Genomic DNA, 24,695 nt, shown 5'->3' on the forward strand with positions numbered 1-24,695 from the left:
CTGGCCGGCCTAGTCTGGAATCATTCCAGGTTCGCGCGGCCAATGGCTGCCTCCCGAAACTCGGGAACCTCGGCAAAATTCAACCTCGGCAAAAACCTCGGCAGAATCGGAGACTAAGATGGACGCCAAAACTGACGACAACAGCGCTGGCAAGTGCCCCGTGGCGCATGGACCCGCCGGCCGGACCAACCGTGACTGGTGGCCGAACCAGCTCGACCTTGCCGTCCTGCATCAGCAGTCGAACCTGTCGGACCCGATGGGCGAGGATTTCGACTACGCCAAGGAGTTCGCAAGCCTCGATCTCGATGCAGTAGTCAAGGATCTGCACAAGGTCATGACGGATTCGCAGGACTGGTGGCCGGCCGACTTCGGCCATTACGGGCCGCTCTTCATCCGCATGGCCTGGCATAGCGCCGGCACCTATCGCATCGGCGACGGCCGCGGCGGCGCCGGTGCCGGCCAGCAGCGCTTCGCGCCGCTGAACAGCTGGCCGGACAACGCCAATCTCGACAAGGCGCGCCGGCTGCTGTGGCCGGTCAAGCAGAAATACGGCCGCAAGATCTCCTGGGCCGACCTCCTGATCCTCACCGGCAACGTCGCGCTGGAATCGATGGGCTTCAAGACCTTCGGTTTCGCCGGCGGCCGCGCCGATGTTTGGGAGCCGGAGCAGGACGTGGATTGGGGTTCCGAAGCCAAGTGGCTTGGCGACGAGCGTTATTCGGGCGACCGTGAGCTTCGCGGCCATCTCGGCGCCGTGCAGATGGGCCTCATCTACGTCAACCCCGAAGGCCCGAACGGCAAGCCGGACCCGATCGCCGCCGCGCGCGACATCCGCGAGACCTTCGGCCGCATGGCGATGAACGACGAGGAAACCGTGGCGCTGATCGCCGGTGGCCACACCTTCGGCAAGACCCATGGCGCCGGTGACGCCTCGCTCGTGGGTGCCGAGCCCGAAGGCGCGGGCATCGAGGCGCAGGGCCTCGGCTGGTCGAGCAAATATGCCTCCGGCATCGCCGGCGACGCCATCACCTCGGGCCTCGAGGTGACCTGGACGACGACGCCGACCAAATGGAGCAACAACTTCTTCGACAACCTCTTCAACTACGAATGGGAGCTGACGAAGAGCCCGGCCGGCGCCCATCAGTGGACGCCGAAGGGCGGCGCCGGAGCCGGCACCGTGCCGGACGCGCACAACCCCTCCAAGCGTCACGCGCCGGCGATGCTCACCACCGACCTGGCGCTGCGTTTCGACCCGGCCTACGAGAAGATCTCGCGCCGCTTCCACCAGCATCCGGATGAGTTTGCCGACGCCTTCGCCCGCGCCTGGTTCAAGCTTACCCACCGCGACATGGGCCCGCTCGTGCGCTATCTCGGCCCGCTCGTGCCGAAGGAAGAGCTGATCTGGCAGGATCCGATCCCGGCGGTCGACCATGAGCTTGTGAGCGAGGCCGACATCGCTTCGCTCAAGGCCAAGATCCTGGCTTCCGGCCTCTCGGTCTCCGAGCTGGTCTCGACCGCCTGGGCTTCCGCCTCGACCTTCCGCGGCTCGGACAAGCGCGGCGGCGCCAATGGCGGCCGTATCCGCCTTGCGCCGCAGAAGGACTGGGAGGTCAACCAGCCGGCCCAACTCGCCAAGGTTCTGGCCAAACTGGAAGCCATCCAGAAGGAGTTCAACGCGGCCCAGACCGGCGACAAGAAGGTCTCGCTGGCCGATCTCATCGTGCTCGGCGGCGTCGCCGCGGTCGAGAAGGCGGCCAAGGATGGCGGCAATGAGGTGAAGGTGCCCTTCACACCAGGCCGCATGGACGCTTCGCAGGAGCAGACGGATGTCGCTTCCTTTGCCGCGCTGGAACCGAAAGTCGATGGCTTCCGCAATTATGCCCGCGGCAAGCTGCCGATGTCGGTCGAAGCGATGCTGGTCGACCGTGCCCAGCTGTTGACGCTGACGGCGCCGGAGATGACGGTATTGGTCGGCGGCCTGCGCGTGCTCGGCGCCAATGCCGGCGGCTCCAAGCACGGCGTCTTCACCGACAGGCCGGGCACGCTCACCAATGACTTCTTCGTCAACCTGCTTTCGATGGCGACCGTCTGGGATCCGGCGGCCGGCTCCGAGCCCGGCTCGGACGAGGTCTACGAGGCGCGCGACCGCAAGACCAAGCAGGTCAAGTGGACAGGCACCCGTGCCGACCTGATCTTCGGCTCGCACGCGCAGCTGCGCGCGCTCTCCGAGGTCTACGGCTCGACTGACGCCAAGGCCAAGTTCGTCAAGGACTTCGTCAAGGCATGGACGAAGGTGATGAACGCCGACCGCTTCGATATCGCAAAGTAAGGTCCATCCTCCCAAGTAAAAAGGCGCGGGCCAAGCCCGCGCCTTTTTCGTTCACTCCTTCAAGACGGATCAGTCTTTTTCGAAGATACCGGCCTTGGCGACGACGCCGGCAATCGCTCCGCCGATCAGCGGCGCGACGATGAACAGCCAGAGCTGGCCGAGCGCAGCGCCACCCGAAAACAGCGCCGGGCCGATCGAGCGCGCCGGATTGACCGAGGTGCCGGTCACCGGGATCATGGCGAAGTGGATCCCGGCCAGCGTCAGGCCGATGACCAGGCCGGCAAAGGCGGTAGTGTGCTTGGCGTTGGTGACGCCGAGGATCACCGTGACGAAGGTGAAGGTGCCGATCAGCTCCCACAGGAAGGCCGAGCTCATGCCCCATTTCGTCGCGTCCCAGCCATTGGCGCCGAAGCCGCCGGTGTGGCCGCCGGCCTGGCCCGATACGATGATCCACAGCGCCAGCGAGGCGATGATTGCGCCGATGACCTGCGCGATCCAGTAGGGGACGACATCCTTGGCCGGCATCCGCCCCGCCAGGAACACGCCGAGCGTCACCGCCGGATTGAGATGCGCGCCCGAGATCGGGCCGATCGCATAGGCCGCGGCGATCAGGCCGATGCCGAACGCCAGGCCGATGCCTTCCTGTCCGAGCGGCAGCGCGCCGCCGAAACCGCCCGTGACCACGGAGGCCGTGCCGATGAACACCAACAAAAACGTGCCGAGAACTTCTGCCAGATAAGTCTTCATTGCCCTCTCCTCATAGGATCCGCCAAACCGCGTCTCCCGCGCCGCGAATCACTGCCGGAAGAGTATTCCTGGGGGCAACACTTGGAAAGCTGAGAGGTTAAGCCAAAAAGCTTGCTTGTACCCGCCAGTCAAAGACATTAGAGACCTTTCATATTCTGGCGAATTGTTCTTGCTTTTTACGGTGGTGGCGCCTTGCTCTGAAAAACCGTTCGGGGGTATCGCTTGGTTTTGGAAACGGGTTTCGCAGCCAGCGCGAACAGAACTCTTTCAATCCAGGCCTGAAACGCTTTAAGAGCGGGCTGGAGCCGATTTTGTGGTGTAAGCGGAAAACGGAATGCGATTGGGCGGAAGGCTGGCAGCAGCGATAGAGGTTCTGGAAGACATCGGCCGGCGTCACCGGCCGGTGGCCGACGCCCTGCGCGACTGGGGCCTGTCGCATCGCTTCGCCGGTGGTGGCGATCGCGCGGCGATCGGCAACATCGTCTATGACGCGCTGCGCCGCAAACGCTCGGCCGGCTGGCTGTTCGGCGAGGACACCCCGCGCGCCATCGGCTTCGGCGCGCTTCTTTTGGAATGGGGCCAGACGGCGCAGTCGCTCAACGGCGCGCTCGACGGCGACAAATTCGCGCCGCCGCTGCTCGACGCCGGCGAGCTGAAGGCAGCCGCCAGCCGCAGGCTGGCCGACGCGCCCGATGTGGTGCGTGCCGATATCCCGGACTGGTGCGCGCCGCTGCTCGAGCAGGCCTATGGCGAGGCCTGGGTCGAGGAAGGCGCGGCCTTGGCGCAGCGCCCGCCGTTGGATCTCAGGGTCAACACGCTCCAGGCCGATCGCGCCAAGGTGCTGGCCGAGCTGCAGGGCACGGGTGCCGCGCCTGCGGCGATCGCGCCGCACGGCATCCGCATCCCGCCGATCGACGGCGACGGCAGGCATCCGAACGTGCAGGCCGAGCCGGCCTTCCAGAAAGGCTGGTTCGAAGTGCAGGACGAGGGTTCGCAGCTTGCCGCGGTTCTTGCCGGCGCCGCGCCTGGCATGCAGGTGCTCGACTATTGCGCCGGCGCCGGCGGCAAGACGCTGGCGCTGTCGGCCGAGATGGACAACAAAGGCCAGCTCTTCGCTCATGACGCGGAAAAGGTGCGGCTGGCGCCGATCTTCGAGCGCATCCGCCGCTCGCACAACCGCAACATCCAGGTCGTCAGCAAGCCCGCGGAGCTTGCGCCGCTCGCCAATCATATGGACATCGTGCTGATCGACGCGCCCTGCACCGGCAGCGGCACCTGGCGGCGGCGGCCCGACGCCAAATGGCGATTGACGGAAAGGCAGCTCGATGCCCGCAAGGCAGAGCAGCAGGCGATCCTCGACACGGCCCAGGCCTTCGTCAAGCCGGGCGGCTTGCTCGTCTATATCACCTGTTCGGTGTTCGACGCTGAAAACGGCGAGCAGGTCGCGGCCTTCCGCGAGCGCCATGAAGGCTTTGCACCGGTCGATCATCGCCAGCTCTGGGACGGCCGCTTCCCCGGCCATGAAGGAGCCGCGCGCATTGCCGGCGCCGGCGGTATCTCGCTGTCGCCGGCGTTGAGCGGCACCGACGGTTTCTATTTCCACGCCTTGCGCAGGGCTGCTTGACGGCGGCCAGTCCTTTGCTGCGCTGCAACATAAAAGATTGCCTGTCTCGCCCGGCTCTGCAATAAGCTTCGCCAGCAAATATGAGGCGAAACGCCATGGCAGCAGCCAAGATCGTACCCGCTCCCGACTTCGAGGAACGCGTCAGGACCTCCTTTGCCCGGCAGGAGGCAATGGCCACCATCGGCGCCGAGCTGACGCTGGTGACGCCCGGCATCATCGAGATCGAGATGCCGTATTCCGCCTCGCTCACCCAGCAGCACGGCTTCCTGCATGCCGGCGTCATTTCGACCGCGTTGGATTCGGCTTGCGGCTATGCCGCGTTTTCGCTGATGCCGCAGAATTCGAGCGTGCTGACCATCGAGTTCAAGGTGAACCTTCTGGCGCCGGGCAGGGGCGAGCGGTTCCTGTTCCGCGGCTCCGTGACGAAACCCGGCCGTACCATCATCGTCGCCGACGGACAGGCCTACGCCTTCGCCGCCGATGGCGAGGCCAAGCTGATCGCCACAATGACCGGCACCATGATGACGGTGGTCGGTCGCGACGGTATCGAGGGGTGAGGAGCGGTCCGCGCAGCGGACGAAAAGCCCCCTAATGGGCTTTTCGAGCGACGAACGCCCGGAGCCATAGCGAAGGGCCGGCAGGCGGCGAGGGCACGTTGCCCTTTCTCTTCGTCGTAGCAAATAGGGGTAAAGCTCATGACTGTCGAAGTGTCACGCCTGTGGCAAAAATCCGTTCTCTTCGTCATGGCTGTCGAGGCTGAATACGGTCCGCATCTGAAAAGCCTGTTCACGCCGCTGATGACCGGCGTCGGTCCGGTCGAGGCCGGTGTGCGGCTGGGTGCCGAGCTCGCGGCGTTGAAGGCCGAGGGTGCGCTTCCGGACCTGGTCGTTTCGCTGGGCTCGGCCGGCAGCCGCAGGCTGGAGCAGGCCGAGATCTATCAGGCCGTGTCGGTGAGCTATCGCGACATGGACGCTTCGCCGCTCGGCTTCGAGAAGGGCGCGACGCCTTTCCTCGACCTGCCGGTGTCGGTGCCGCTGCCCTTCGTCATTCCAGGCGTCAAGACCGCCGCGCTCTCCACAGGCGGCGCGATCGTCTCCGGTGCCGCTTATGACGCCATCGATGCCGACATGGTCGACATGGAGACTTTTGCCTGCCTGCGCGCCTGCCAGCTGTTCGGCGTGCCGCTGATCGGGCTCCGCGGCATTTCGGACGGCGCGGCCGATCTCAGGCATGTCAACGACTGGACGGAGTATCTCCACGTCATCGACGAGAAGCTCGCCGCCGCGATCGGTTTGCTGGAACAGGCGATCGGCGACGGCCTGCTTGGTGGCTGACTGCAGTTGGATCAAGCGGCCAGGCGCTGCGGGTCGCCGAAATCGATGCGTGAAATGCGTCCGCGGGCGGCGCCGGTTGCGTCGATATAGTCGATCGCCCCTGGTGTATGGTCGAGCTTCCATGCGCCGGTCGGGCCGTCCTTCCATTCGACCTTGTAGCCGTCGTCCAGCAGCGTCCAGGCCCCGTGGAAGCGCGTGCCGTCCGGCAGAAGCATGTGCGCCCGATCGGCAGTTTCATAGTGGACGAAGGCGTTCTTGCCGCCCATGTCGATGACATGCGTGGTTCCGACCATGATAATGGCCAGCGTATCCCTGTTCAGTATCGTCATTGTCCCTGTCCGTGGGTTTGCGTTTGGAATGGTCTCGACGGCATGAATATCGTCAAGTATCTTGACTATATGGAGCTTGGACTGAATGGTCAAGGAACTTGACGAAAAATCCGATGCGCTGCCCGATCATGTCGGCTGGCGGCTATGGCAGGCGAGCCGTGCATGGCAGACGGAATTCGCTGCCGCCATGCGAGCCGCCGGCCACGCGTGGTTCAGCGAGGCGCGCGCCGGGCTGCTCGGCCACATTCCCCGCAACGGCACGCGCCAGTCGGCATTGATCGAGCGCGCGGCCATCTCAAAGCAGGCGGTTCAGCAATTGCTCGACGGCCTGGAGGCGGAAGGCGTGCTGGAGCGATTGCCCGATCCACGGGACGGGCGCGGCAAGCTTGTGCGCTATACGCGCAAGGGTCTGGATGCCTTGCGCGACGGCGACCACATCAAGCTTGAGATCGAACGCGGCTATATCGATCGCATCGGCGAGCGGCGGTTCGCGGCGCTGATGGACGCCTTGCGCTCACTTGACGCCGAGCAGGGCGACGCATCGGGAGACGCACCAGGATCGAAGTGAGCGGCGCGACCGCGCGACCCATTGCGTCGACTCGTTTCTTTCTCTAAAGGCTCGCCATGACGACGACAGCCAATCATCCCGACACCGTCCTGATTGTCGATTTCGGCAGCCAGTTCACGCAGCTCATCGCCCGCCGCATTCGCGAGGCTGGCGTCTTTTCCGAGATCGTGCCGTTCCAATCGGCCGAAGCCGCCTTCAAGCGCATCAATCCGAAAGCGGTGATCCTGTCGGGCGGTCCGGCCTCGACCACCGACATTGGCAGCCCCCGCGCGCCGCAGATCGTGTTCGACGCCGGCGTGCCGGTGCTCGGCATCTGCTACGGCCAGATGGCGCTTTGCGTGCAGATGGGCGGCGTCGCCGAAAGCTCCAACCATCGCGAGTTCGGCCGCGCCTTCGTCGAGATCGAGAAGGAGAGCCCGCTGTTCGAAGGACTGTGGGCGCCCGGCCAGCGCCACCAGGTGTGGATGAGCCATGGCGACCGCGTCATCGAACTGCCAGCGGGCTTCAAGGTGCTCGGCAAGTCGGAAAGCTCGCCCTTCGCCATCTTCGGCGATATCGAGCGTAAGATGTACGGCATCATGTTCCACCCTGAGGTGGTGCACACGCCGGATGGCGCCAGGCTGCTCAGGAACTTCGTCCACAACATCGCCGGCATCGAGGGCGACTGGACAATGCGCGCCTATCGCGAGCATGCGGTGGAGACGATCCGCAAGCAGGTCGGCAAGGGCAAGGTCATCTGCGCGCTCTCGGGCGGCGTCGACTCCTCGGTTGCCGCACTTTTGATCCATGAAGCGATCGGCGACCAGTTGACCTGCATCCTCGTCGACCACGGCCTGATGCGCAAGGACGAGGCGGCAGGCGTGGTGGAGATGTTCCGCCAGCATTACAATCTGCCGCTGATCCTGGTCGATGCGTCCGACCGCTTCATCTCGGCGCTGGAAGGCGAGGCCGATCCCGAAAAAAAGCGCAAGACGATCGGCCGCCTGTTCATCGAAGTGTTCGAGGACGAGGCGAAGAAGCTCGGCGGCGCCGATTTCCTGGCGCAAGGCACGCTCTATCCCGACGTGATCGAGAGCGTCTCCTTCTCCGGCGGCCCGTCGGTGACGATCAAGTCGCACCACAATGTCGGCGGCCTGCCCGAGCGCATGAACATGAAGCTGGTCGAGCCGCTGCGCGAATTGTTCAAGGACGAGGTGAGGGCGCTCGGCAAGGAGCTCGGCCTGCCCGAGAGCTTCATTGGCCGGCATCCCTTCCCGGGCCCCGGCCTTGCCATCCGCTGCCCGGGCGGCATCACGCGCGAGAAGCTGGAGATCCTGCGCGAGGCCGACGCCATCTATCTCGACGAGATCCGCAAGGCCGGCCTGTACGACGCCATCTGGCAGGCCTTCGCGGTGCTTTTGCCGGTGCAGACGGTGGGCGTCATGGGCGACGGCCGCACCTACGAATTCGTCTGCGCGCTACGCGCCGTGACCTCCGTCGACGGCATGACAGCCGACTTCTACCACTACGACATGAACTTCCTGGGCGCGGCCGCCACCCGCATCATCAACGAGGTCAAGGGCATCAACCGCGTCGTCTACGACGTGACCTCGAAGCCGCCCGGCACGATCGAGTGGGAATGATTCAGGGCCATCCGAACACCGCCGAAATCACGCCAAGGTTCGACTTAAGCCACTGAAATCAAAAATAGTTTTTGCCAGCGCGTTCGACTACGATCGGTGTGCATGGTTTGGCTTTGCCGACCCGCTTGCCGGCCCTTGCTCGTATTGCCAACCTGAGTTTTCGACAGTACCGTCACGATCCATAGGGCTGATGACGGTACTTTTTTCAGTTTAACACGCTGAAAAGAAAGACAAATTCACACCGGTAGCTCTCAAAAACCATGTGACCGTACTTTTTGAAAGGCAGTCGGGATGCTGACGGACGCCGCCCTCAAGGCATTGAAACCAAAACAGAAAATGTACAAGGTCGCGGACCGCGACGGCATGTATGTCCGGGTGATGCCGAGCGGCGCGATCTCGTTTCACCGTGCACGATCTTCGTCGCACAGGCTCCACGCTTCTCAACGAATTTGGGTTCAACAGCGACTGGATCGAGAAATGCCTGGCCCACGAGGATGGCCGGTCGTCCCGCGGCGTCTACAACAAGGCCGAATACGAAATCCAGCGCCGCCACATGATGCAGGAATGGTCCGACCTAGTCGAAGCGTGGGTTGAAGGGAGGAAGCGGCCCGTGGCGCTTGTTCCTCCGACAATTGCGATCTTTGAACCAGATCCTTCAATTTGATGGGGGAGGTCCTGTCCTCGATCATCGAATCGAAACTGCTGGCAGGGGCCACGACAACAGATTAGGCGCTTGGCAGCGCGGGCTATCGACAAGGCCGTCGCGTTTCACCGTCCCTTGGTACTCTATAGGACTTAGTCGCGCTCACTGTGTGCGTCCGTCACACAGGCCTGCGCTGCGCGGTAGGTCTCTGACCGGGCGTGGAAGGTGCGCATCCAGCTGACCTGGTGAGCGCCGATACCTCCGGACGCGCTGGCCATCCGTTTCGGACCGTCGCGTCGGCCGATGGCTCGCGCACCAGTAAAGCAGAGGCGCCTATAAGCGCGGCCTCAGAGCCGCCGTTCCGTTGCTTTCGAGAAGATCGACGCCGTCGCCATATTGAAACGCAGGCCGACTTCCTTCCGCATCGATCGCGCCGCCTCGATGCCGAGCCGGACGCTGAAGCGCTTGCCGAGACAATCGAACCAGCCTAGCGCATCCGCACCCAGCAGTTCCGTGAAGGCCAGTGTTGCCGGGATGCTCCGCGGCGCGCCGCAATCCACGACCGATATGTCCTCGGACCGGACGCCGAGCACGGCGTCGCCTGAAGCCCACGGCTCCTCGAACGCGTAATCGCCGGTGTCGACGGAGATATCGCCGGTCACGAAGCGCCCCGATCCGTCGAGCCTGCCTTCGATGAAGTTCATCGCGGGCGACCCCACGAAACCGGCCACGAAAAGACTGGCCGGCTTCTCGTAGATCGATTGCGGATGGGCAAATTGCTCGACCTTACCCTTGTGCATGACGGCGACGCGGTCGGCCATGGTCATGGCTTCGATCTGGTCATGGGTGACGTAGATCATCGTCGACCCCAGGGTTTCATGCAGTTGCTTGAGTTCGACGCGGGTCTCGGCACGCAGCTTGGCATCGAGATTCGACAGCGGCTCGTCGAACAGACAGATGCTCGAGGAGCGCACCAGAGCGCGGCCGATGGCCACGCGCTGGCGCTGGCCGCCGGAAAGCTGGGCCGGCTTGCGGTCGAGCAGGGCCTCGATCTGCAGGAGCTTGGCCACCCAGGCGACCTTCTCGGCCACCGTTGCCTTTGGCGTTCCGGCAATCTCCATGCCGAAGGAAAGGTTGCGGCGCGCCGTCATGGCCGGAAACAGCGCGTAGGACTGGAACACCATCGCCAGGCCCCGTTCGCTCGGCTCCAGCCCGCTGACGTCCTTCCCCTCGATGACGGTCTGGCCTTCGTCGCACTCATCGAGGCCGGCGATCACGTTGAGGAGGGTGGATTTGCCGCAACCCGACGGGCCTAGGATGACGACGAACTCTCCCTTCTCGATCTCCATGTCGATGGAATGGAGGATGATGAGGCCGCCAAAGGATTTCTTGATTTGGCGCAGAGAAATGCTGGACATGTTTCAACCCTTCACGGCGCCGGCGGCGATGCCGCGCACGAAGTACCGGCCCGACAGGAAATAGACGACGAGCGTCGGGATCGCGGTTATCAGCGCCGCAGCCATGTTGACGTTGGGATTTGCGGCGCCGCGTGAATTGCCGACGATGTTGGTCAGTTGCACCGTCATCGGCAAATTGTCGTTGCCGGCGAAGATCAGGCCGAGCAGGTAGTCGTTCCAGATGCCTGTGAATTGCAGGATGGCGACCACCACCAGGATGTTGGTCGAGATCGGCAGGATGATCGACCAGAAGGTTCTGAGGAAGCGCGCTCCTTCCATCCGCGCCGCGCGGCTGATCTCGTCGGGTATGCCGACATAGAAATTGCGGAAGAGCAGCGTCGTATACGGCAGACCATAGATGACATGCACGAAGACGATGCCCGGATAGGTGCGGAAGAGCCCGACATTGCTGAGGATCTTCACGGTCGGATAGAGCATCGCCTGGTAGGGGATAAACAGGCCGACCGTGACCAGCAGCATGATCATATTGGCATGGCGCGATTTCCACTGCGCCAGCGCATAGCCGTTGAGGGCTCCTGCCAGGGTGGAAATGACCACGCTCGGTATGGTGATCTTGATGGAGTTCCACAAGCCGGGTCGGACGCCGGCACATTCGAGGCCTGTGCACGCGCTCTGCCAGGCGCTCACCCATGCATCGAAATTCGGATTGACCGGCAGCGCTAGCAGGTTGCCCTGGCGAATCTCCTCCATCGGCTTCAGCGAGTTCATGATGACCAGCAGAAGCGGCAGGAGGAAGAAGATGGCGGACACGGCGAGGAAGGCATAGAGCCCGATGCGGGCGGCGCGCGGCCCGAATACCGGTCGCCGGCGGGCGATGGCGACTGTCATGTCCGCCTCCGGAATTCGCTATAGAAATAGGGGGTGAGCATGATGAGCGACAACACCAGCATCATGATCGACGCCGCCGAAGCCAGCCCGAGGTTGACGCGGGCAAAATAGAAATCCACCGCGAACTTCGCCGGCATCTCGGTGGCGATGCCGGGACCGCCCTTGGTCATGGCGATGATCAAGTCGTAGCCCCGGATCACTTCGGACATGAGCAACACCACGCAGGAGGCGATGACAGGCCGCATGCCGGGAAAGATCACCTGGCAATATGCACGCCACGGCGGAATGCCCTCCATCCTGATTGCTTTCCAAAGATCGTTGTCGATGCCGCGTAGTCCGGCCAGCACGATCACCATCACCAGGCCGGCGGAGTGCCAGATGCTGGCGATGACCAGCGTGTAGATGGCGCGGTCGGGGCGCGTCAGCCAGTCGAAGGTGAAGCTGTCCCAGCCGGCGTCGCGCATCAGTGCCTGCAGACCGGTCGTCGGATCGAGGATCCAGCGCCAGGAAAGGCCGGTGATGATCAGCGATACCGCAAGAGGATAGAGGAAGGTCGTGCGGAACAACGACTCGGCTTTGATGCCGCGGTCGGCAAGTACCGCCAGCAGGGTTCCGAACGCTAGCGTGCCAAGCATGTAGAACACGCCGAAAATCACCATGTTCAGGCAGGAGACGAGCCAGCGCTGGTTGGTGAACAGGTCGAAATACTGATCGATACCGACGATCTCGTATTTGGGGATCAGGGTCGAGCGTGTCAGGGACATGTAGAAGGTCCACAGGATCGAGCCATAGAAGAAGACCGCCACGATCGCGAAGAAGACCGCCACCGTGATGTCCGGCTTGAAACCCTGCCGCTTGAGCCAGGTCGACATTCCAATCCTCCCGCGGGCAAGCCGCGTCCGCGTCCCTCACTGGGGCCGGCGACACCTGTCGGTATCTTCCTCCAGACAGGTGCCGCCGGAACAGCGTTTTAACCGTTCCTGTCCCCAGGCTCACTTGCTCTGGAGGATGTCCCCCAAGCTCTTGACACCAGTATCTACCGTCATCGAGGGATCGGTCCAAAACTGCGTCGCAAGATCCGTCATCCGGCCGTTGAGGTCGCCCGGAAGAGCGTCGTAGGTGGAAGAGACCGTCACGCCGGGTGTGCCGAGCGATTTGACGCCCCTGACCGCGCACAGGTCCAGCGTGCTGGTGTCGACGTCCAGGCGCGACGGGACGGAGCCTTTCACGGCTGCGATCTTTGCCTCTACCGCCGGGTCCATGACGGTTTCAGCAAGCATGGTCTGGCCCTTGATACGATCCTCGTCCTTGTTGAGGGGGAATGCGAAGATGTCGACGACGATGGCGTAGGCGGGCTTGTCGGTCGGCATCAGGAAACAGCCGAAATTCTTGCCGGCGACCTGGCCTGCGGCAAGGAATTCGCCGCGCGCCCAGTCTCCCATGAACTGCATTCCCGCCTTGCCCGTCACCACCATGTTCGTGGTCTCGTTCCAGGAGCGGCCGGGGCTGGCCGGATCGGCGTAGGTCGAAACCTTGCGGAACAATTCGAAAGCCTTGGGCAGGATCGGCGACTTCAACGCCTCGGGATCGCGCTTGATGAAAAGCTCGTTCCAGTAATCGGGACCTCCGAGCGCGATGATCATGGAGGTGAGGATGGTCACCTCCTGCCAGGGCTCGCCGCCGACGGCGAATGCGGTGTATCCAGCCGCCTTCAGCTTGTCGGCGGCGGCGAACATTTCGTCGAGCGTCTTCGGCTCCTCGATTTTCGCCGCCTCGAAGGCCGCTTTGGAGTACCAGACCCAGTTGTCGGCATGAATGCCCACCGGCAGGCCGACGAGATGGCCGTCGACGTTCAGCTTGTCCCAGACGACGGGTGGCATTGCCTTCTGCCAGCCATTCGCCGCGGCGAGATCATCGAAGTTGCGAAGCTGCCCGGAGGAGGCGAGGTCCCGCATAGCCGCGCTTGGCGTCATCAGCACCGCCGAGGGCGGTTCGCCGCCGGCGATGCGGCTGGTCGCCGCCGCGATGGTGGAGTCGAAATCGGCCGAAGGGCTGTCTATCCATTTGCCGCCGCGGGCCTTGTAGGCATCGGCGATCGTATTCATGGCCTTCGATTCGCTGGCGCTCGTCCAGTACTGCTGCACGTCGACGGTCTGGGCGAAGGCAGGCGTGGATGCGGCAAGCAGCCCGGCAAGGGCTATCGTGGAGGAGTGGCGTTTCAGGTTCATCCTGGTTCCCTTTCTGAAGTCATTCTTGTTGATTTTGAGCGATCTTTCGCTGGCCGGGCGGCAAGGCGGTTGCCGAACCCGTCAGGCCGCCTTGCCGATGGCTCTGCCCATTTCCCTGTTGAGGCTGTCCAGGAACGCGGCCATGGCGTCCTTGGAGATCTTGTCTCCGGCTACCCAGGCGACGGTGTTGTAGATCCCCAGGAAGGAACCGCCGCAATATTCCAGCAGCTTGACGGTTTCCTCGTCGTCGAGATCGAGTTGTTCCTTGAGAAAGGCGCCGAAGCGCTTGCGCGCGAATTCCTGCTCCAGCACGGTGGCAGGCTGGCTTTCGACGGTGAGGATGCTCGACGGCAGCGCCGGCGCTTCGACGTCGATCGTCCTTTCCAGCCGGATGTCGCGCGAGGATGCCGCCACTTCGATCGTCAGCTTGCCGGCGTCGAGCAGCCATCTGCGATGGTCGCAGTCATAGTAGCGCAGGTCGCGCGCCTCGATCGTCACCTCGACGCGCTTGGTTTCTCCCGGCTGCAACTCGAATTTGACGAAGCCCTTGAGTTCGCGGAGCGGACGAATGAGGCGCGGGTTGTGCGGCCGGGAATAGATCTGTGCGATCTCTTTGCCGGCGCGCTTGCCTGTGTTGGTGACATCGAAGGACACGGTGAAGGTGTCCGCTTCGTCGATGCTGTGCAAATCGATTTCGATGTTGGAATAGTCGAACGTTGTGTAGCTCAGGCCGAACCCGAACGGGAACTGCGGAGCGAGTTTGCGCTTGTCGTAGGAACGGTATCCGACGTGGATGCCTTCGCTGTAGATGTGCCTGTTGTTCTCTCCTGGATAGGTGAGGAAGCCAGGTGTGTCCTCGAGTTTCACCGGGAAAGTGACGGTGAGTTTTCCGCACGGATTATGGACCCCAAACAGCACTTCAGCCACGGCGCGGCCCGCGCCCTGTCCGCCGAAGAACATCGCCAGGACAGCCGCGGTCTGGTTTACCCAGGGCATGGCGACGGCGTCTGGCGTGGCGAGGATTACGGCGAACCTGCCGTTACGCCTGGAAAGCCGGTCGATCAGTTCGTCCTGGCCGTCATGCAGGTTGAGGTCCGTACGGTCGGAGCCTTCGCCGTCGTAACCTACCTCGGTATTGCCGAAGAACAGCGCCACGTCGGCGGCGTCGATGTTGGTAAGCGCCGCCTGTTCGCCGGCGCTGTCGGGCGCAAAGTCGGAAACCACGTTGAAGGTAACGGTGGCGCCCGGCGCCAGGCGACGAATCTCGTCGAGTGGAATATCGACCTCGGTCGGGCGCGTCGTGGCGCAGCCCGACCCCTGGATAACCGGCTCGCGCGCTGCGGCACCCACCACGGCAATCCTTTGCAGCTTCGTTCCGTCGAGCGGCAGGAGGCCTGCCTGGTTCCTCAGCAGCACGATCGATTCGACCGCCATGCGCTGCGACAGCGCGTGATGCTTCCTGAAGTCGGCGGTAATGTTCGTGCGAAGGCCGTTGCGCGCCGTCCGGATCAGCTTGAGGATGCGCAGGCACGACCGGTCCAGCGCCTTCGCCGAAACGCGGCCGTCCTTCACGGCCTCGAGCAACTCCTGCCGGCGCGCCGCGCTTTCCGGCATATCGAGATCGTTGCCGGCGTTCATCGAGGCCGCGCGATCCTTGATGCCGTGCCAGTCGGACACGACAACGCCGTCATAACCCCATTCCTCGCGGAGCACGTCCGTCAAGAGCCAGCGGTTCTCGGCCGCCTGCACATCGTTCAGGCGGTTGTAGGAACTCATGACGGTCCAGGGGTTGCTCTTGCGGATCGCCCTCTCGAACCCGGCCAGATAGATTTCGCGCAGGGCGCGCTCCTCGACGACTGAGCTCATCGTGGTCCGCTGCACTTCGGAATTGTTGCATGCGAAGTGCTTGAGCGAAGCGCCGACGCCGTTCTTCTGCATGCCGTTGATGACCGCTGCCGCGATCTCGCCGGACAGGATCGGGTCTTCCGAATAATATTCATAGCTGCGCCCGGCGAGCGGAGTACGACGAATATTGATGCCGGGACCGAGCAGGATGTTGACGCCGAAGGCTTGGCATTCGTCGGCGAGCGCCTCGCCGAGCTCGTGGGCGAGACCCACGTCCCAGGAGCAGGCGAAGGACGATCCGTTGGGGAAGCAGGTTGCCGGACGGGTGGACCCGAATGCGCCTTCCACGCCACGCGAAAGGTCGGCGTTGACGACGCTGAGGAACGACGCGAGCTGGCTGTCGCTATCCTGCGGGCCATCGATCTGTTCGATCGAATAACGTACGCCGTAGGTTCCGTCGGTCATCAGGATCTCGGGAATGTTGAGCCTGTAATTGGCGGAAGTGCGCCAAAGGCCATGACCCGTCACCAGCGTCGTCTTTTCCTCAAGGGTCATCTGATCCAGGAGGGCGCCGAGTTCCTTGTCGGAAATATTCCACGTCATCGGGCTGTCCACTTCATTGTCGCGGCCATCGGCATGCCGATGGCCGCAGGCTTCCGCGCTTGCGCGGATCGACCATCCGCCGGAGAACGAAGAAACGATGACATAGCGTCAGCTCGTCATCTAGCCGCGAAACTTGCACTGGAATTACGACAGTTTTTGATATCTAGTAAGCAAATCCACGGAGGTCACGGATGAATGTCGCCTACCTGAGGCCCGAGCCTGGGCGCGAGAAGGCCGGTTGCGGTTTCGAGGATCACGGCCCTACGGGCGAAGGGCACTGCCGCGCCTTCGTGCACGGCTATGCCGACGTGCCCTATCATTGGCACCGGGAGATGGAGATTCTTTTCGTGCTGCGCGGGCGGTTTCGCCTCGTGGTGGATGGGCAGGTCTGCGAGATGGAGCAGGACGACGCCATCATCATCAATGCCGACGTACCGCACAATTCGACGTCCATTTCGCGCGATACGTTGATCTGCGGCGTACATCTCGACGCTGCCCATTTCGAGCGGCTGGGCCTGCCCGGCTTCGCTTCGCGGCAGTATCTTTGCCGCACCTTCCTGCACAGCCAGTCCTTCATGCATCGGGTTGCGCCGATCAAGGCGCTGATGGCGCGGCTGGCGCTGGATCTGAGCAACCATCCCGAAGAGATCATGGTACGCCAGACCATCGCCAGCCTGCTTGCCTGCTACGTCTACCGCTGGATCCCGCATGAAGTGGCCGATGCGGCGGGCGCGCAGTTGCGGTCCGACAGCCGCGACCGGATCCTGCGGATCATGGACACGTTGAGTGATCAGGACGAAGGGCAGAATCTCGGCGAGATCGCTGAAGAGGAGGGGCTGACGCTCAGCCACCTTTCCCGCCTGTTCAAGCGACATCTGGGAATCGGCTATCGCGATTATTCGCAGAACCTGCGGCTCGACAGCGCCGCCGAAGCGCTGCGCACCACCAATGACACGATCGGGATCATCATGGAGCGCGGCGGCTTCGGCAATCCAGCCGTCTTCTACAATAAGTTCCGGGCCCGGTTCGGCTGCAGCCCGGCCGAGTTCCGCCGCGGCCATCGGTCATCGAAACCTCAGAGTGTGCTGACGACGGAGGATGCCGCTGAGGTTCAAAGGCTTCTGGTCGCGCATGCAGCCGGCGTCGGCAAGGCGGCTGAACTGGCGGTCGGGCTCGCGCCTGGCGGCAAGCGACAGATTGTTCTCAGTGCGCCGCACAGCGCTGCCTCGACGGCGAAGCTGTTCGGGTCCACGGGGAAAGAATAGGGCCTCGAATAAGTAAACCGGGCTCGGAAATCGCTTCGCGGGAGGTGCGCCTGAGATGGCGCGGCCCGCGATGCGGCGCTGCTGATGGACATCATCTCGGACGACGACCCGCAGTATGCCTTGCATTGCCGGCTGCCCGAGCACCAGGCGATCTCGGTTTCCACAAATCCGAGGCTAGAAACTTGGCGGGCTGATTGCCCAGATCACGACGGCCTCTCGCCCACCCGCATTCTTGTACCTGTGCGGCTCGCCTGACGAATAGGAGCAACTGTCTCCTTCGTAGAGGTGGAAATGTCGCTCGCCGACCCAGATGTCGAGTTCGCCCGAGACGACGAAGCCGACGCCGTCGCCCTCGTGGGTGTAGCTTTCGGCGCTTTCGGTTCCTGGCGGCAGGCGCGTATAGATCATCTCCACCTGCAGGCTCATCTTCGGCGTGACAAGCTCGTCGATGATACCGCCCTCATACTGTATCTTCAGGCGGTTGCCGCTCCTGACGACATAGCCATGCTCTTCCTGCGGTACGGGCGAGGCGCCGGCGAAAAACCACTGCACGGTCACGCCCAGGCTTCGGGCGATATTCACCAGGGCCGGAATCGATGGGTAGGCAAGGTTACGCTCGATCTGGCTGATATAGCCGATGGAAAGGTTGGCGCTTTCCGACAACTGCGAAAGCGTCATCTTGCGCCGTTTGCGCAAGCCGCGAATGCGATCCCCAAGAACCGGATCGCCGCCAACAGATACCAGCCCGGTTTCAGGGCCGCCTTCAGACGACATGCTCACTCCGGATACAATGCCCGATGAAAACGGGCCACCCAACTCGGCCAAAGATCTCCGTTCTTGTCGATCAAAAGCGCTGTCCGCAAGGTGGGCATTTGGAATTCCAGCCTTTCCGCACGAACCCTTCAACGTCGCCAGTCTTTTCAGGCCCAGGGAGAACCATTTCACCGCCGGCGATAATTCGCAATGAATTTTGCCATTGGTAAAAAAATATCTGGATTTTTTACTTATGGCAAAATATGAGAGCGTAGTTTGCCAGCGACGGAGGAAATCGATGGCCGGCGCCGCGCATATCAAACAACCCTCGACGCCATTCCCGCGCCTTTTCCAACCTTTGCGGATCCGTGGCGTGCGGCTCAAGAATCGTATCATGTCCACCGGGCACGATACGACATTGCCGACCGACGGCCTGGTCAACGATGCGCTGATCGCCTACCACGAGGCGCGGGCGCGGGGCGGAGCCGGGCTTATTGTCAGCCAGGTCGCGGGCGTCCACGAGACGGCGCGCTACACCTCGCACATGCTCATGGCGACGCAAGACGAATGCATCGCCGGTTACCGGAAGCTGGCCGAGGTCTGCCATGCGCATGACTGCAAGATCTTTTCCCAGCTCTTCCATCCAGGCCGGGAGATCATGGAAGGCGGCGATGGGCTGCTGACGGTGGCCTACGCGCCATCCGTGTCGCCGAACGAGCGCTTCCGTGTCATGCCGCGCGAGCTCGACAAACGCCTGATCGACGAGATCGTTCGCGGCTACGCCGAGGCGGCGCGGCGGATGCACAAGGCGGGGCTGGACGGCGTCGAGTTCGTCGCCAGCCACGGCTACCTGCCGGCGCAGTTCTTCAATCCGCGCGTCAACCGCCGTGTAGATAACTATGGCGGGTCGCTGGAGAACCGCCTGCGCTTCGCGACCGAAGCGCTCGCCGCGATGCGCGCGGCGACATCCGAGGACTTCGTCATCGGCTTGCGCATCAGCGGCAGCGAACGTGACGAGCACGGCCTGACCATGGACGAGGCGCTGGAGACCTGCCTTGGACTCGAGCCATTGCTCGACTACGTCAATGTCACTGCCGGCACCTCCGCTTCCGCCGGCGGCGCGGTGCATATCGTGCCGCCCATGGCTTATCGCAACGCCTATCTGGCAAGCGACGCTGCACGGTTCAGGCAGGCACTCGACATACCGATCATGGTGGCCGGGCGCATCAACCAGCCGCATGAAGCCGAGGCGGTGCTGACGGAGGGTTCTGCGGATGTCTGCGGCATGACGCGGGCGCTGATCTGCGATCCCGACATGCCCGCGAAAGCCGAAGAAGGCCGCACGGACGACATCCGCGCCTGCATCGCCTGCAACCAGGCCTGCATTGGGCATTTCCACCGGGGATTTCCCATCTCCTGCATCCAACATCCCGAGACGGGGCGCGAGCTCAGATTTGGCAAGCTCACACCGGCCCCGCGTCCGAAGAAAGTGATGGTCGTCGGTGGCGGTCCGGCGGGAATGAAGGCCGCCGCCGTCGCGGCCGCCCGGGGGCATCAGGTCACCCTCTATGAGGCGTCCTCTCATCTGGGAGGACAGGCGCTGCTGGCCCAGCTACTGCCGCGCCGCGCCGAATTCGGGGGCATCGTCACCAATCTTTCGCGCGAACTCGAACTGACGCAAGTGCGCGTGGTCAAGGGCGCGCGCGTCGACCAATCCTTGGTCGAAGCGGAAAGGCCGGACGCGGTGGTCATCGCGACCGGTGCCAGACCTTATCTTCCGGAAATGCCCGATGACGGAAGCGTTCAGGTCGTCGATGCCTGGCAGGTGCTGAGGAAGCAGGTCAAGACGGGGAGCCGCACTGTGGTGGCGGACTGGCGTTGCGACTGGATCGGACCAGGCATCGCCGAGATGCTGGTCAATGACGGCTGCAGCGTCGAACTTGCCGTCAACGGCACCCATCCAGGCGAGTTGCTGCCGCTCTACGTGCGCGACAACATTGCCGCCGAACTGCACAGGCTTGGCGTGGTCGTAACCCCGTATGCCCGCCTCTTCGGCTGCGACGGCGGCACCGTCTACATGCAGCATACCGCCAGCGAACAGCCGATCATGTTCGAGAATGTCGACACCCTGGTGCTTTGCCTGGGACATGAGCCGGTAAGCGAATTGAGCGACATACTGGCGGGCAAGGTGCCGGAACTGCACATCATCGGGGACAGCATGGCCCCGCGCACCGCGGAGGAGGCCGTTTACGAAGGATTGAAGGTCGGCGCCGCGCTGTAGGCGGCATCGGACAGACGTGCCGGTCGCTTTCAGGCGCCGGATGGGGACGACAAAGGAATGAATGGGTGGACGGAGATGCCCGCGGAAAGCCGACAGTCCGTCCTTGAGCAAACTGGAGGAGAATTCATGGCATTCGAAGGAAATGGTATCAGCCGCCGCGGCGCAATGAAACTAGCGCTCGGCGCCGCGATCGGAATGCCCGCGATCCTTGGCCGCGCAAACGTCGCCTCGGCCGCGACGGCCTTTGCCGGCGAAGGGCTGATCGTGGTGTCCTGGTCGGGAAACCATGAGCTCAGCTTTCGCGAGGCGGTGGTCAAGCCGTTCAACGAGAAATACGGCACGAAGGTCGAAACCGTCGGCGGCTGGGACCAGATGATCGCCCAGATCGTCGCGGCGCCCGCCGACAATCCGCCTTTCGACCTGACGATCGCCGACGAGTACACGACCACGACCGGCATGGCACAGAACGTGTTCACCAAGGTCGACCGGTCGAAGATTCCTGGCAATGCCAATGTCTATCCCTGGTTCGACGAGAATCGCGGCCCGGCGAAGGACTATGGCGTGCCCTTCGGCACCGGCTCGCTGTGGATGCTGACGTCCAAGTCGAGCGGTCTGAAGCCCGAGAGTTGGAAGGGCTTCTGGGACGAGAAGGCGATGGGCAAATCGACCCTCGACGCTTCCGCCTTCTACTGGGATCTCTGCATCCCGGCGCTGCTCTCCTCCGCCAAACCCGGCATCGACGAAGTGTTCGGCTCGCCCGACGACGTCGAGCTCCTGTTCAAGGAACTTGACAAGCTCAAGGTCGCCAAATGGTACAAGGATGGCGCCGAGCTGACCAATCTCATGACCCAGGAAGAGGCGGCGGTGGCGATGATGTATTCCGCCGACGCCTACGGATTCATCAAGCAGTATGGCGACGATTTCGAGGCCGCCATCCCCAAGGAAGGCACGGCCTCCTACAGCAACTGGTTCATGAAGGTGCGCGGCACCAGGCATTCGGAGCTCAGCGATCTCTTCCTGAGCTACCTGCTCGAAAAGGAGACGCAGCAGAACTTCCTCAATGCCTCGACGGACTTCATGTCGCTGCAGGGTCTCGAGCCCCCGCCGCACTGGCCGAGCTATCCGCGCAGCGAGGAAGCGCTGCGCGGCACCTACAAGCTGTTCGGCATCGATGGCTGGGACAAGTTCGGCCCGCATTGGGATGTCTACAGCGCCCGCATGAAGGAAACCATCGCCAAGACGACACAGGGCTGACCCCAAGCCCGCGCGAAGCGCCCCCGCAGGGGGGTGCTTCGCGCGCTTCGACGCGGAGTTGACGGTTTTGGCTGACATGAATGCACTGGAACTCGACAGTGTGCGGCGCGCCTACGGTGGCGTCGTGGCAGTCGACAATGTTTCCATCGATGTGAAACGTGGCGAATTCGTCACGCTGCTCGGCCCGTCGGGCTCGGGCAAGACCTCGACGTTGCGGCTGATCGGCGGCTTCGAACGGCCGGATGCCGGCGCGATCCGCATCAACGGCATCCGCATCGACCACCTGCCCGCCTACCAGCGCGACACGACGACCATCTTCCAGAGCGGCGCGCTTTTCCCGCACAAGACCGTGGCCGAGAATGTGGCCTATGGCCTTCGCATGCGCGGCGTCGCCAAGGCCGACATCGCGCCGCGTGTGAAGCAGGCTCTCGAGGTCGTGCGGCTTTCCGGCTACGAACAGCGATATCCAGCGCAATTGTCGGGCGGGCAGAAGCAACGCGTGGCATTGGCCAGGGCGATGGTGGTCCGCCCCGCGATCTTGTTATTCGACGAGCCGCTGTCGGCGCTCGACCTGTCGCTGCGGTTGCAGCTGCGCGCCGAGATCAAGCGCCTTCACGAGGAGATCGGCTTTAGTGCCATCTACGTTACCCACGATCAGGGGGAAGCGATGGCTATGTCGAGCCGCATCGCGGTGATGCGAGGTGGCCGGATCGAGCAGATCGACCGTCCCGAAAAGGTGTTTGGCGAGCCGGCCAACGAATTCGTCTACACCTTCATCGGCGAGAGCTGTTGCCTGAAGGCCCGGATAGTCGCCGGCGGCGCCGCCGACAGCGACGGCGAGCCTATCGACCTGCGTCTTTCCAATCCTCCAGGCGACGGTGCCTGGCGCCTCTACATTCGGCCGAGCCGGATGCATCTCGGCCGCGCCGACATGCCGAACGGCCTGAAGGCCCGTCTCGATTTCACCGAGTTCCTTGGCGACGTTCACCGCTACCATTTCAAGGCCGCGAAGCTGGAGTTGTTCGTCGATCATCCGGGAGCTGTCGCGCACAGGCCGGGCGACCTCGTCGACATCGGCTGGCAGACCGCAGACATGATCGCCTATCAATGAGCATCGGAACCTCGGAAATGAGCGCTCCGGACGCCGCCAGACGAAAGGCCGGGCTGCGCGCGCGGCTTGCGCCTTGGCTGCTGATGGCGCCGGCACTTCTGATCGCGGTCGCCTTTTTCGGCCTGCCGATCGCCTTCATGGCGCGCATGAGCTTCAATGAGCACATCGACCAGCGCTTCTACGTGCCGGGCTTCACGTTCGATAATTACGCGGCCATGCTGACTGACCAGACCTTCCGCGGCGCGCTGTTCACGACGATGCGGCTGGCCCTCATCTCTTCCGTCGTCACGGTCGTCATCGGCTACGCCTTCGCGATGCTGGTGTGGCTGAAGCCGAAGCGCTGGCGGCTGGCGTTCATCGCGCTGGCGCTTTGCCCGCTGCTGATTTCGGAGATATCGATCATCTTCGGCTGGTGGATGTTCTTTCCGAAGAACGGCCTGCTCAGCTACGCGCTCGTCTCGTCCGGGCTCATCACCGACAAGATCAGCCTGATGTACACCGAATTCGCGGCCTTCGTCGGTCTGACCTACGTGACCTTGCCGTTCTGCTTCTTCATCCTGCTGTCGATCTTCGATGGCATCGACAAGAAGGTGCTGGAGGCCAGCGCTGATCTCGGCTCCGCGCCGCTGCGGACCTTTTATGAAGTGCTCCTGCCGCTTACAAAAGGCGGAATCGCCGCGGCCTTCGCACAGTCCTTCATCTGGGCGGTCGGCACCTATGCGACGCCCTCGGCGCTCGGCCCGGATACGCTCTGGACGATCGGCTACCTGATCCAGGAACAGATGCTGGGCAAGCACAACTGGCCCCGCGCGGCCGCCTTCTCGATCGTGCTGACCATCGGCGTCGCGCTGGTGATGGTGATCGTCCGCGCGCTGACGTCGAAACGGACCGCGCTCAATGGCTGAAACTTCGATCCTTCCGACGCGCAATGCCGCGGCCATACCCGCGCTACGGGCGCGCAAGGACACCATTTTTCTGCGCATCCTGACGTTTGCCTTCACCGTCTCCATCATCGCCTATATCGCGATCCCAATGCTGGTCACGCTCGCCATGTCCTTCAACGATGCATCGGCGATCCGCTTCCCTATCAAGGTCTGGTCGCTGAAATGGTATGGCGATTTCTTCGCCAGCCCGCAGTGGGTCGATGCCTTGACGAGCAGCATCATCATCGCGCTCGGAACGACAGTCATCTCGACGGTATCGGGGGTCCTCGCAGCCTGGGCGTTCGAGCGTTTCACCTTTGTCTTCAAGCCTCTCGTCTATCTCCTGATCATGCTGCCGCTCTTCATGCCCGGCGTCGTGCTGGGGCTGGGCGTCGCGATGGCTTTCGGCGATGTCTCGCTCCTGGGCATCAACATCTACGGCTCGCGGGCGCTCGTCATGCTCGCGCATTCGCTGTGGGCGATGCCGCTGGTCTTCATGCTGATGGAGGCGACCTTCCGTACGGTGGACCATCGCGTCGTCGAAGCCTCATACGATCTCGGGGGCAGGCCGCTGCGGACCTTCCTGGAGATCGTCTTGCCGTCGGTTTCGACCGGCATCATCTCATCCGCCCTGTTCGCCTTCGTAATATCGCTCAACGAATTCGTCATGGCGCTGTTCCTCACGACACGCGACACCCAGACCCTACCGGTGTTGATGTGGCTCAGCCTCCGCTCGGCCGGCACGCCACGGCTCGCCGTCGCCTCGGTCATCCTCGCCGCCGCCGTCTTCGTCAGCCTGTCGCTAATCATGGTTTGGTACATCAGGCAGCTTCGCAAGAATTAGGGAAATATATCTGATCGCCGCCAGTCGCCTGGCCCAAACCGCACGAGGCTGAGGCCTACGGCAAAAGGGGCCGAGCACCAGCGGTG

Annotated in this window: 20 protein-coding genes and 2 pseudogenes; 13 read left to right on the forward strand and 9 right to left on the reverse strand. The window is 63.1% G+C overall.

Annotated elements, in window-relative coordinates; all coding sequences use genetic code 11:
- Positions 1 to 118: 118 nt before the first annotated feature.
- A complete protein-coding gene (gene katG, locus RFM52_RS25475) occupies positions 119 to 2,329 on the forward strand; it encodes a catalase/peroxidase HPI (protein ID WP_320298519.1) in 2,211 nt (736 codons plus the stop codon).
- Between the two features lie 69 nt (positions 2,330 to 2,398).
- On the opposite strand, the gene RFM52_RS25480 is transcribed toward katG, so the two are convergent.
- The gene (locus tag RFM52_RS25480; protein WP_320298520.1) at positions 2,399 to 3,076 is read right to left on the reverse strand and encodes an MIP family channel protein; all 678 of its coding nucleotides are present in this window, start codon (positions 3,074 to 3,076) and stop codon (positions 2,399 to 2,401) included.
- Positions 3,077 to 3,410: 334 nt separating this feature from the next.
- On the opposite strand from RFM52_RS25480, the gene RFM52_RS25485 reads away from it, so the two are divergent.
- The 3 genes from RFM52_RS25485 to RFM52_RS25495 all read left to right on the forward strand — a co-directional run bounded on the left by RFM52_RS25485 (position 3,411) and on the right by RFM52_RS25495 (position 6,034).
- Entirely contained in the window at positions 3,411 to 4,700 is a 1,290-nt protein-coding gene (locus RFM52_RS25485; protein WP_320298521.1) for an RsmB/NOP family class I SAM-dependent RNA methyltransferase, read from the forward strand.
- A 95-nt stretch (positions 4,701 to 4,795) separates the two neighbouring features.
- Positions 4,796 to 5,257: a PaaI family thioesterase gene (locus RFM52_RS25490; RefSeq protein ID WP_320298522.1), complete on the forward strand. Its 462-nt coding sequence runs from the start codon at positions 4,796 to 4,798 to the stop codon at positions 5,255 to 5,257.
- 138 nt (positions 5,258 to 5,395) lie between these two features.
- Entirely contained in the window at positions 5,396 to 6,034 is a 639-nt protein-coding gene (locus RFM52_RS25495; RefSeq protein WP_320298523.1) for a 5'-methylthioadenosine/S-adenosylhomocysteine nucleosidase, read from the forward strand.
- 11 nt (positions 6,035 to 6,045) lie between these two features.
- On the opposite strand, the gene RFM52_RS25500 is transcribed toward RFM52_RS25495, so the two are convergent.
- Entirely contained in the window at positions 6,046 to 6,363 is a 318-nt protein-coding gene (locus RFM52_RS25500) for a hypothetical protein (protein WP_320298524.1), read from the reverse strand.
- Positions 6,364 to 6,448: 85 nt separating this feature from the next.
- On the opposite strand from RFM52_RS25500, the gene RFM52_RS25505 reads away from it, so the two are divergent.
- The 3 genes and pseudogenes from RFM52_RS25505 to RFM52_RS25515 all read left to right on the forward strand — a co-directional run.
- Positions 6,449 to 6,931 (forward strand): MarR family winged helix-turn-helix transcriptional regulator, encoded by a 483-nt coding sequence (locus RFM52_RS25505; RefSeq protein ID WP_320298525.1) that lies wholly within the window; start codon positions 6,449 to 6,451, stop codon positions 6,929 to 6,931.
- Between the two features lie 56 nt (positions 6,932 to 6,987).
- Positions 6,988 to 8,553 carry a glutamine-hydrolyzing GMP synthase gene (guaA, locus tag RFM52_RS25510; protein ID WP_320298526.1) on the forward strand — a complete coding sequence of 522 codons (1,566 nt, stop codon included), beginning with the start codon at positions 6,988 to 6,990 and terminating at the stop codon, positions 8,551 to 8,553.
- A 400-nt stretch (positions 8,554 to 8,953) separates the two neighbouring features.
- A pseudogene (locus tag RFM52_RS25515) lies at positions 8,954 to 9,217 on the forward strand (tyrosine-type recombinase/integrase); the annotation flags it as partial.
- Between the two features lie 143 nt (positions 9,218 to 9,360).
- On the opposite strand, the pseudogene RFM52_RS25520 reads toward RFM52_RS25515, so the two are convergent.
- The 6 genes and pseudogenes from RFM52_RS25520 to RFM52_RS25545 form a co-directional block, all read right to left on the reverse strand.
- Positions 9,361 to 9,498, reverse strand: a pseudogene (locus RFM52_RS25520) (Tn3 family transposase); the annotation flags it as partial.
- Between the two features lie 45 nt (positions 9,499 to 9,543).
- Positions 9,544 to 10,614, reverse strand: a complete 1,071-nt coding sequence (locus RFM52_RS25525) for an ABC transporter ATP-binding protein (RefSeq protein ID WP_320298527.1) — start codon at positions 10,612 to 10,614, stop codon at positions 9,544 to 9,546.
- Between the two features lie 3 nt (positions 10,615 to 10,617).
- On the reverse strand, positions 10,618 to 11,490 hold the full coding sequence (locus RFM52_RS25530; RefSeq protein ID WP_430699306.1) for a carbohydrate ABC transporter permease: 873 nt from the start codon (positions 11,488 to 11,490) through the stop codon (positions 10,618 to 10,620).
- Positions 11,491 to 11,498: 8 nt separating this feature from the next.
- Entirely contained in the window at positions 11,499 to 12,374 is an 876-nt protein-coding gene (locus RFM52_RS25535; RefSeq protein WP_320298529.1) for a carbohydrate ABC transporter permease, read from the reverse strand.
- Positions 12,375 to 12,494: 120 nt separating this feature from the next.
- Positions 12,495 to 13,730: an ABC transporter substrate-binding protein gene (locus RFM52_RS25540; protein ID WP_320298530.1), complete on the reverse strand. Its 1,236-nt coding sequence runs from the start codon at positions 13,728 to 13,730 to the stop codon at positions 12,495 to 12,497.
- A gap of 81 nt (positions 13,731 to 13,811) precedes the next feature.
- Complete coding sequence (locus tag RFM52_RS25545; RefSeq protein WP_320298531.1) at positions 13,812 to 16,178, reverse strand: beta-glucosidase family protein; 2,367 nt, start codon at positions 16,176 to 16,178, stop codon at positions 13,812 to 13,814.
- A 191-nt stretch (positions 16,179 to 16,369) separates the two neighbouring features.
- Here RFM52_RS25545 and RFM52_RS25550 point away from each other — a divergent pair, with 191 nt between their 5' ends.
- Positions 16,370 to 17,443, forward strand: a complete 1,074-nt coding sequence (locus RFM52_RS25550; protein WP_320298532.1) for a helix-turn-helix domain-containing protein — start codon at positions 16,370 to 16,372, stop codon at positions 17,441 to 17,443.
- A 174-nt stretch (positions 17,444 to 17,617) separates the two neighbouring features.
- Here RFM52_RS25550 and RFM52_RS25555 read toward each other — a convergent pair whose 3' ends face one another.
- Complete coding sequence (locus RFM52_RS25555) at positions 17,618 to 18,580, reverse strand: helix-turn-helix domain-containing protein (protein ID WP_320298533.1); 963 nt, start codon at positions 18,578 to 18,580, stop codon at positions 17,618 to 17,620.
- 10 nt (positions 18,581 to 18,590) lie between these two features.
- Here RFM52_RS25555 and RFM52_RS25560 point away from each other — a divergent pair, with 10 nt between their 5' ends.
- From RFM52_RS25560 to RFM52_RS25580, 5 genes are all read left to right on the forward strand, one after another.
- On the forward strand, positions 18,591 to 20,477 hold the full coding sequence (locus RFM52_RS25560) for an oxidoreductase (protein ID WP_320298534.1): 1,887 nt from the start codon (positions 18,591 to 18,593) through the stop codon (positions 20,475 to 20,477).
- Between the two features lie 126 nt (positions 20,478 to 20,603).
- Positions 20,604 to 21,731, forward strand: coding sequence for an ABC transporter substrate-binding protein (locus RFM52_RS25565; protein ID WP_320298535.1), 1,128 nt, complete (start codon positions 20,604 to 20,606; stop codon positions 21,729 to 21,731).
- 76 nt (positions 21,732 to 21,807) lie between these two features.
- The gene (locus RFM52_RS25570; protein ID WP_320298573.1) at positions 21,808 to 22,842 is read left to right on the forward strand and encodes an ABC transporter ATP-binding protein; all 1,035 of its coding nucleotides are present in this window, start codon (positions 21,808 to 21,810) and stop codon (positions 22,840 to 22,842) included.
- A 17-nt stretch (positions 22,843 to 22,859) separates the two neighbouring features.
- On the forward strand, positions 22,860 to 23,747 hold the full coding sequence (locus RFM52_RS25575) for an ABC transporter permease (protein ID WP_320298536.1): 888 nt from the start codon (positions 22,860 to 22,862) through the stop codon (positions 23,745 to 23,747).
- The gene (locus RFM52_RS25580; protein WP_320298537.1) at positions 23,740 to 24,609 is read left to right on the forward strand and encodes an ABC transporter permease; all 870 of its coding nucleotides are present in this window, start codon (positions 23,740 to 23,742) and stop codon (positions 24,607 to 24,609) included. The genes RFM52_RS25575 and RFM52_RS25580 overlap by 8 nt, the downstream gene beginning before the upstream one ends.
- Positions 24,610 to 24,695: the final 86 nt, after the last annotated feature.

Origin of the sequence: Mesorhizobium humile, from assembly GCF_033977215.1 — a bacterium.
In the GTDB taxonomy this organism is placed as follows: Bacteria; Pseudomonadota; Alphaproteobacteria; order Rhizobiales; family Rhizobiaceae; genus Mesorhizobium; species Mesorhizobium humile.

What these genes read in the sequence shown, in the direction of transcription:
- katG (WP_320298519.1), top strand. Translation starts at nt 119, where the DNA reads ATGGACGCCAAAACTGACGACAACAGCGCTGGCAAGTGCCCCGTGGCG.
- RFM52_RS25480 (WP_320298520.1), bottom strand. Translation starts at nt 3,076, where the DNA reads ATGAAGACTTATCTGGCAGAAGTTCTCGGCACGTTTTTGTTGGTGTTC.
- RFM52_RS25485 (WP_320298521.1), top strand. Translation starts at nt 3,411, where the DNA reads ATGCGATTGGGCGGAAGGCTGGCAGCAGCGATAGAGGTTCTGGAAGAC.
- RFM52_RS25490 (WP_320298522.1), top strand. Translation starts at nt 4,796, where the DNA reads ATGGCAGCAGCCAAGATCGTACCCGCTCCCGACTTCGAGGAACGCGTC.
- RFM52_RS25495 (WP_320298523.1), top strand. Translation starts at nt 5,396, where the DNA reads ATGACTGTCGAAGTGTCACGCCTGTGGCAAAAATCCGTTCTCTTCGTC.
- RFM52_RS25500 (WP_320298524.1), bottom strand. Translation starts at nt 6,363, where the DNA reads ATGACGATACTGAACAGGGATACGCTGGCCATTATCATGGTCGGAACC.
- RFM52_RS25505 (WP_320298525.1), top strand. Translation starts at nt 6,449, where the DNA reads ATGGTCAAGGAACTTGACGAAAAATCCGATGCGCTGCCCGATCATGTC.
- guaA (WP_320298526.1), top strand. Translation starts at nt 6,988, where the DNA reads ATGACGACGACAGCCAATCATCCCGACACCGTCCTGATTGTCGATTTC.
- RFM52_RS25525 (WP_320298527.1), bottom strand. Translation starts at nt 10,614, where the DNA reads ATGTCCAGCATTTCTCTGCGCCAAATCAAGAAATCCTTTGGCGGCCTC.
- RFM52_RS25535 (WP_320298529.1), bottom strand. Translation starts at nt 12,374, where the DNA reads ATGTCGACCTGGCTCAAGCGGCAGGGTTTCAAGCCGGACATCACGGTG.
- RFM52_RS25540 (WP_320298530.1), bottom strand. Translation starts at nt 13,730, where the DNA reads ATGAACCTGAAACGCCACTCCTCCACGATAGCCCTTGCCGGGCTGCTT.
- RFM52_RS25545 (WP_320298531.1), bottom strand. Translation starts at nt 16,178, where the DNA reads ATGACGTGGAATATTTCCGACAAGGAACTCGGCGCCCTCCTGGATCAG.
- RFM52_RS25550 (WP_320298532.1), top strand. Translation starts at nt 16,370, where the DNA reads ATGAATGTCGCCTACCTGAGGCCCGAGCCTGGGCGCGAGAAGGCCGGT.
- RFM52_RS25560 (WP_320298534.1), top strand. Translation starts at nt 18,591, where the DNA reads ATGTCCACCGGGCACGATACGACATTGCCGACCGACGGCCTGGTCAAC.
- RFM52_RS25565 (WP_320298535.1), top strand. Translation starts at nt 20,604, where the DNA reads ATGGCATTCGAAGGAAATGGTATCAGCCGCCGCGGCGCAATGAAACTA.
- RFM52_RS25570 (WP_320298573.1), top strand. Translation starts at nt 21,808, where the DNA reads ATGAATGCACTGGAACTCGACAGTGTGCGGCGCGCCTACGGTGGCGTC.
- RFM52_RS25575 (WP_320298536.1), top strand. Translation starts at nt 22,860, where the DNA reads ATGAGCGCTCCGGACGCCGCCAGACGAAAGGCCGGGCTGCGCGCGCGG.
- RFM52_RS25580 (WP_320298537.1), top strand. Translation starts at nt 23,740, where the DNA reads ATGGCTGAAACTTCGATCCTTCCGACGCGCAATGCCGCGGCCATACCC.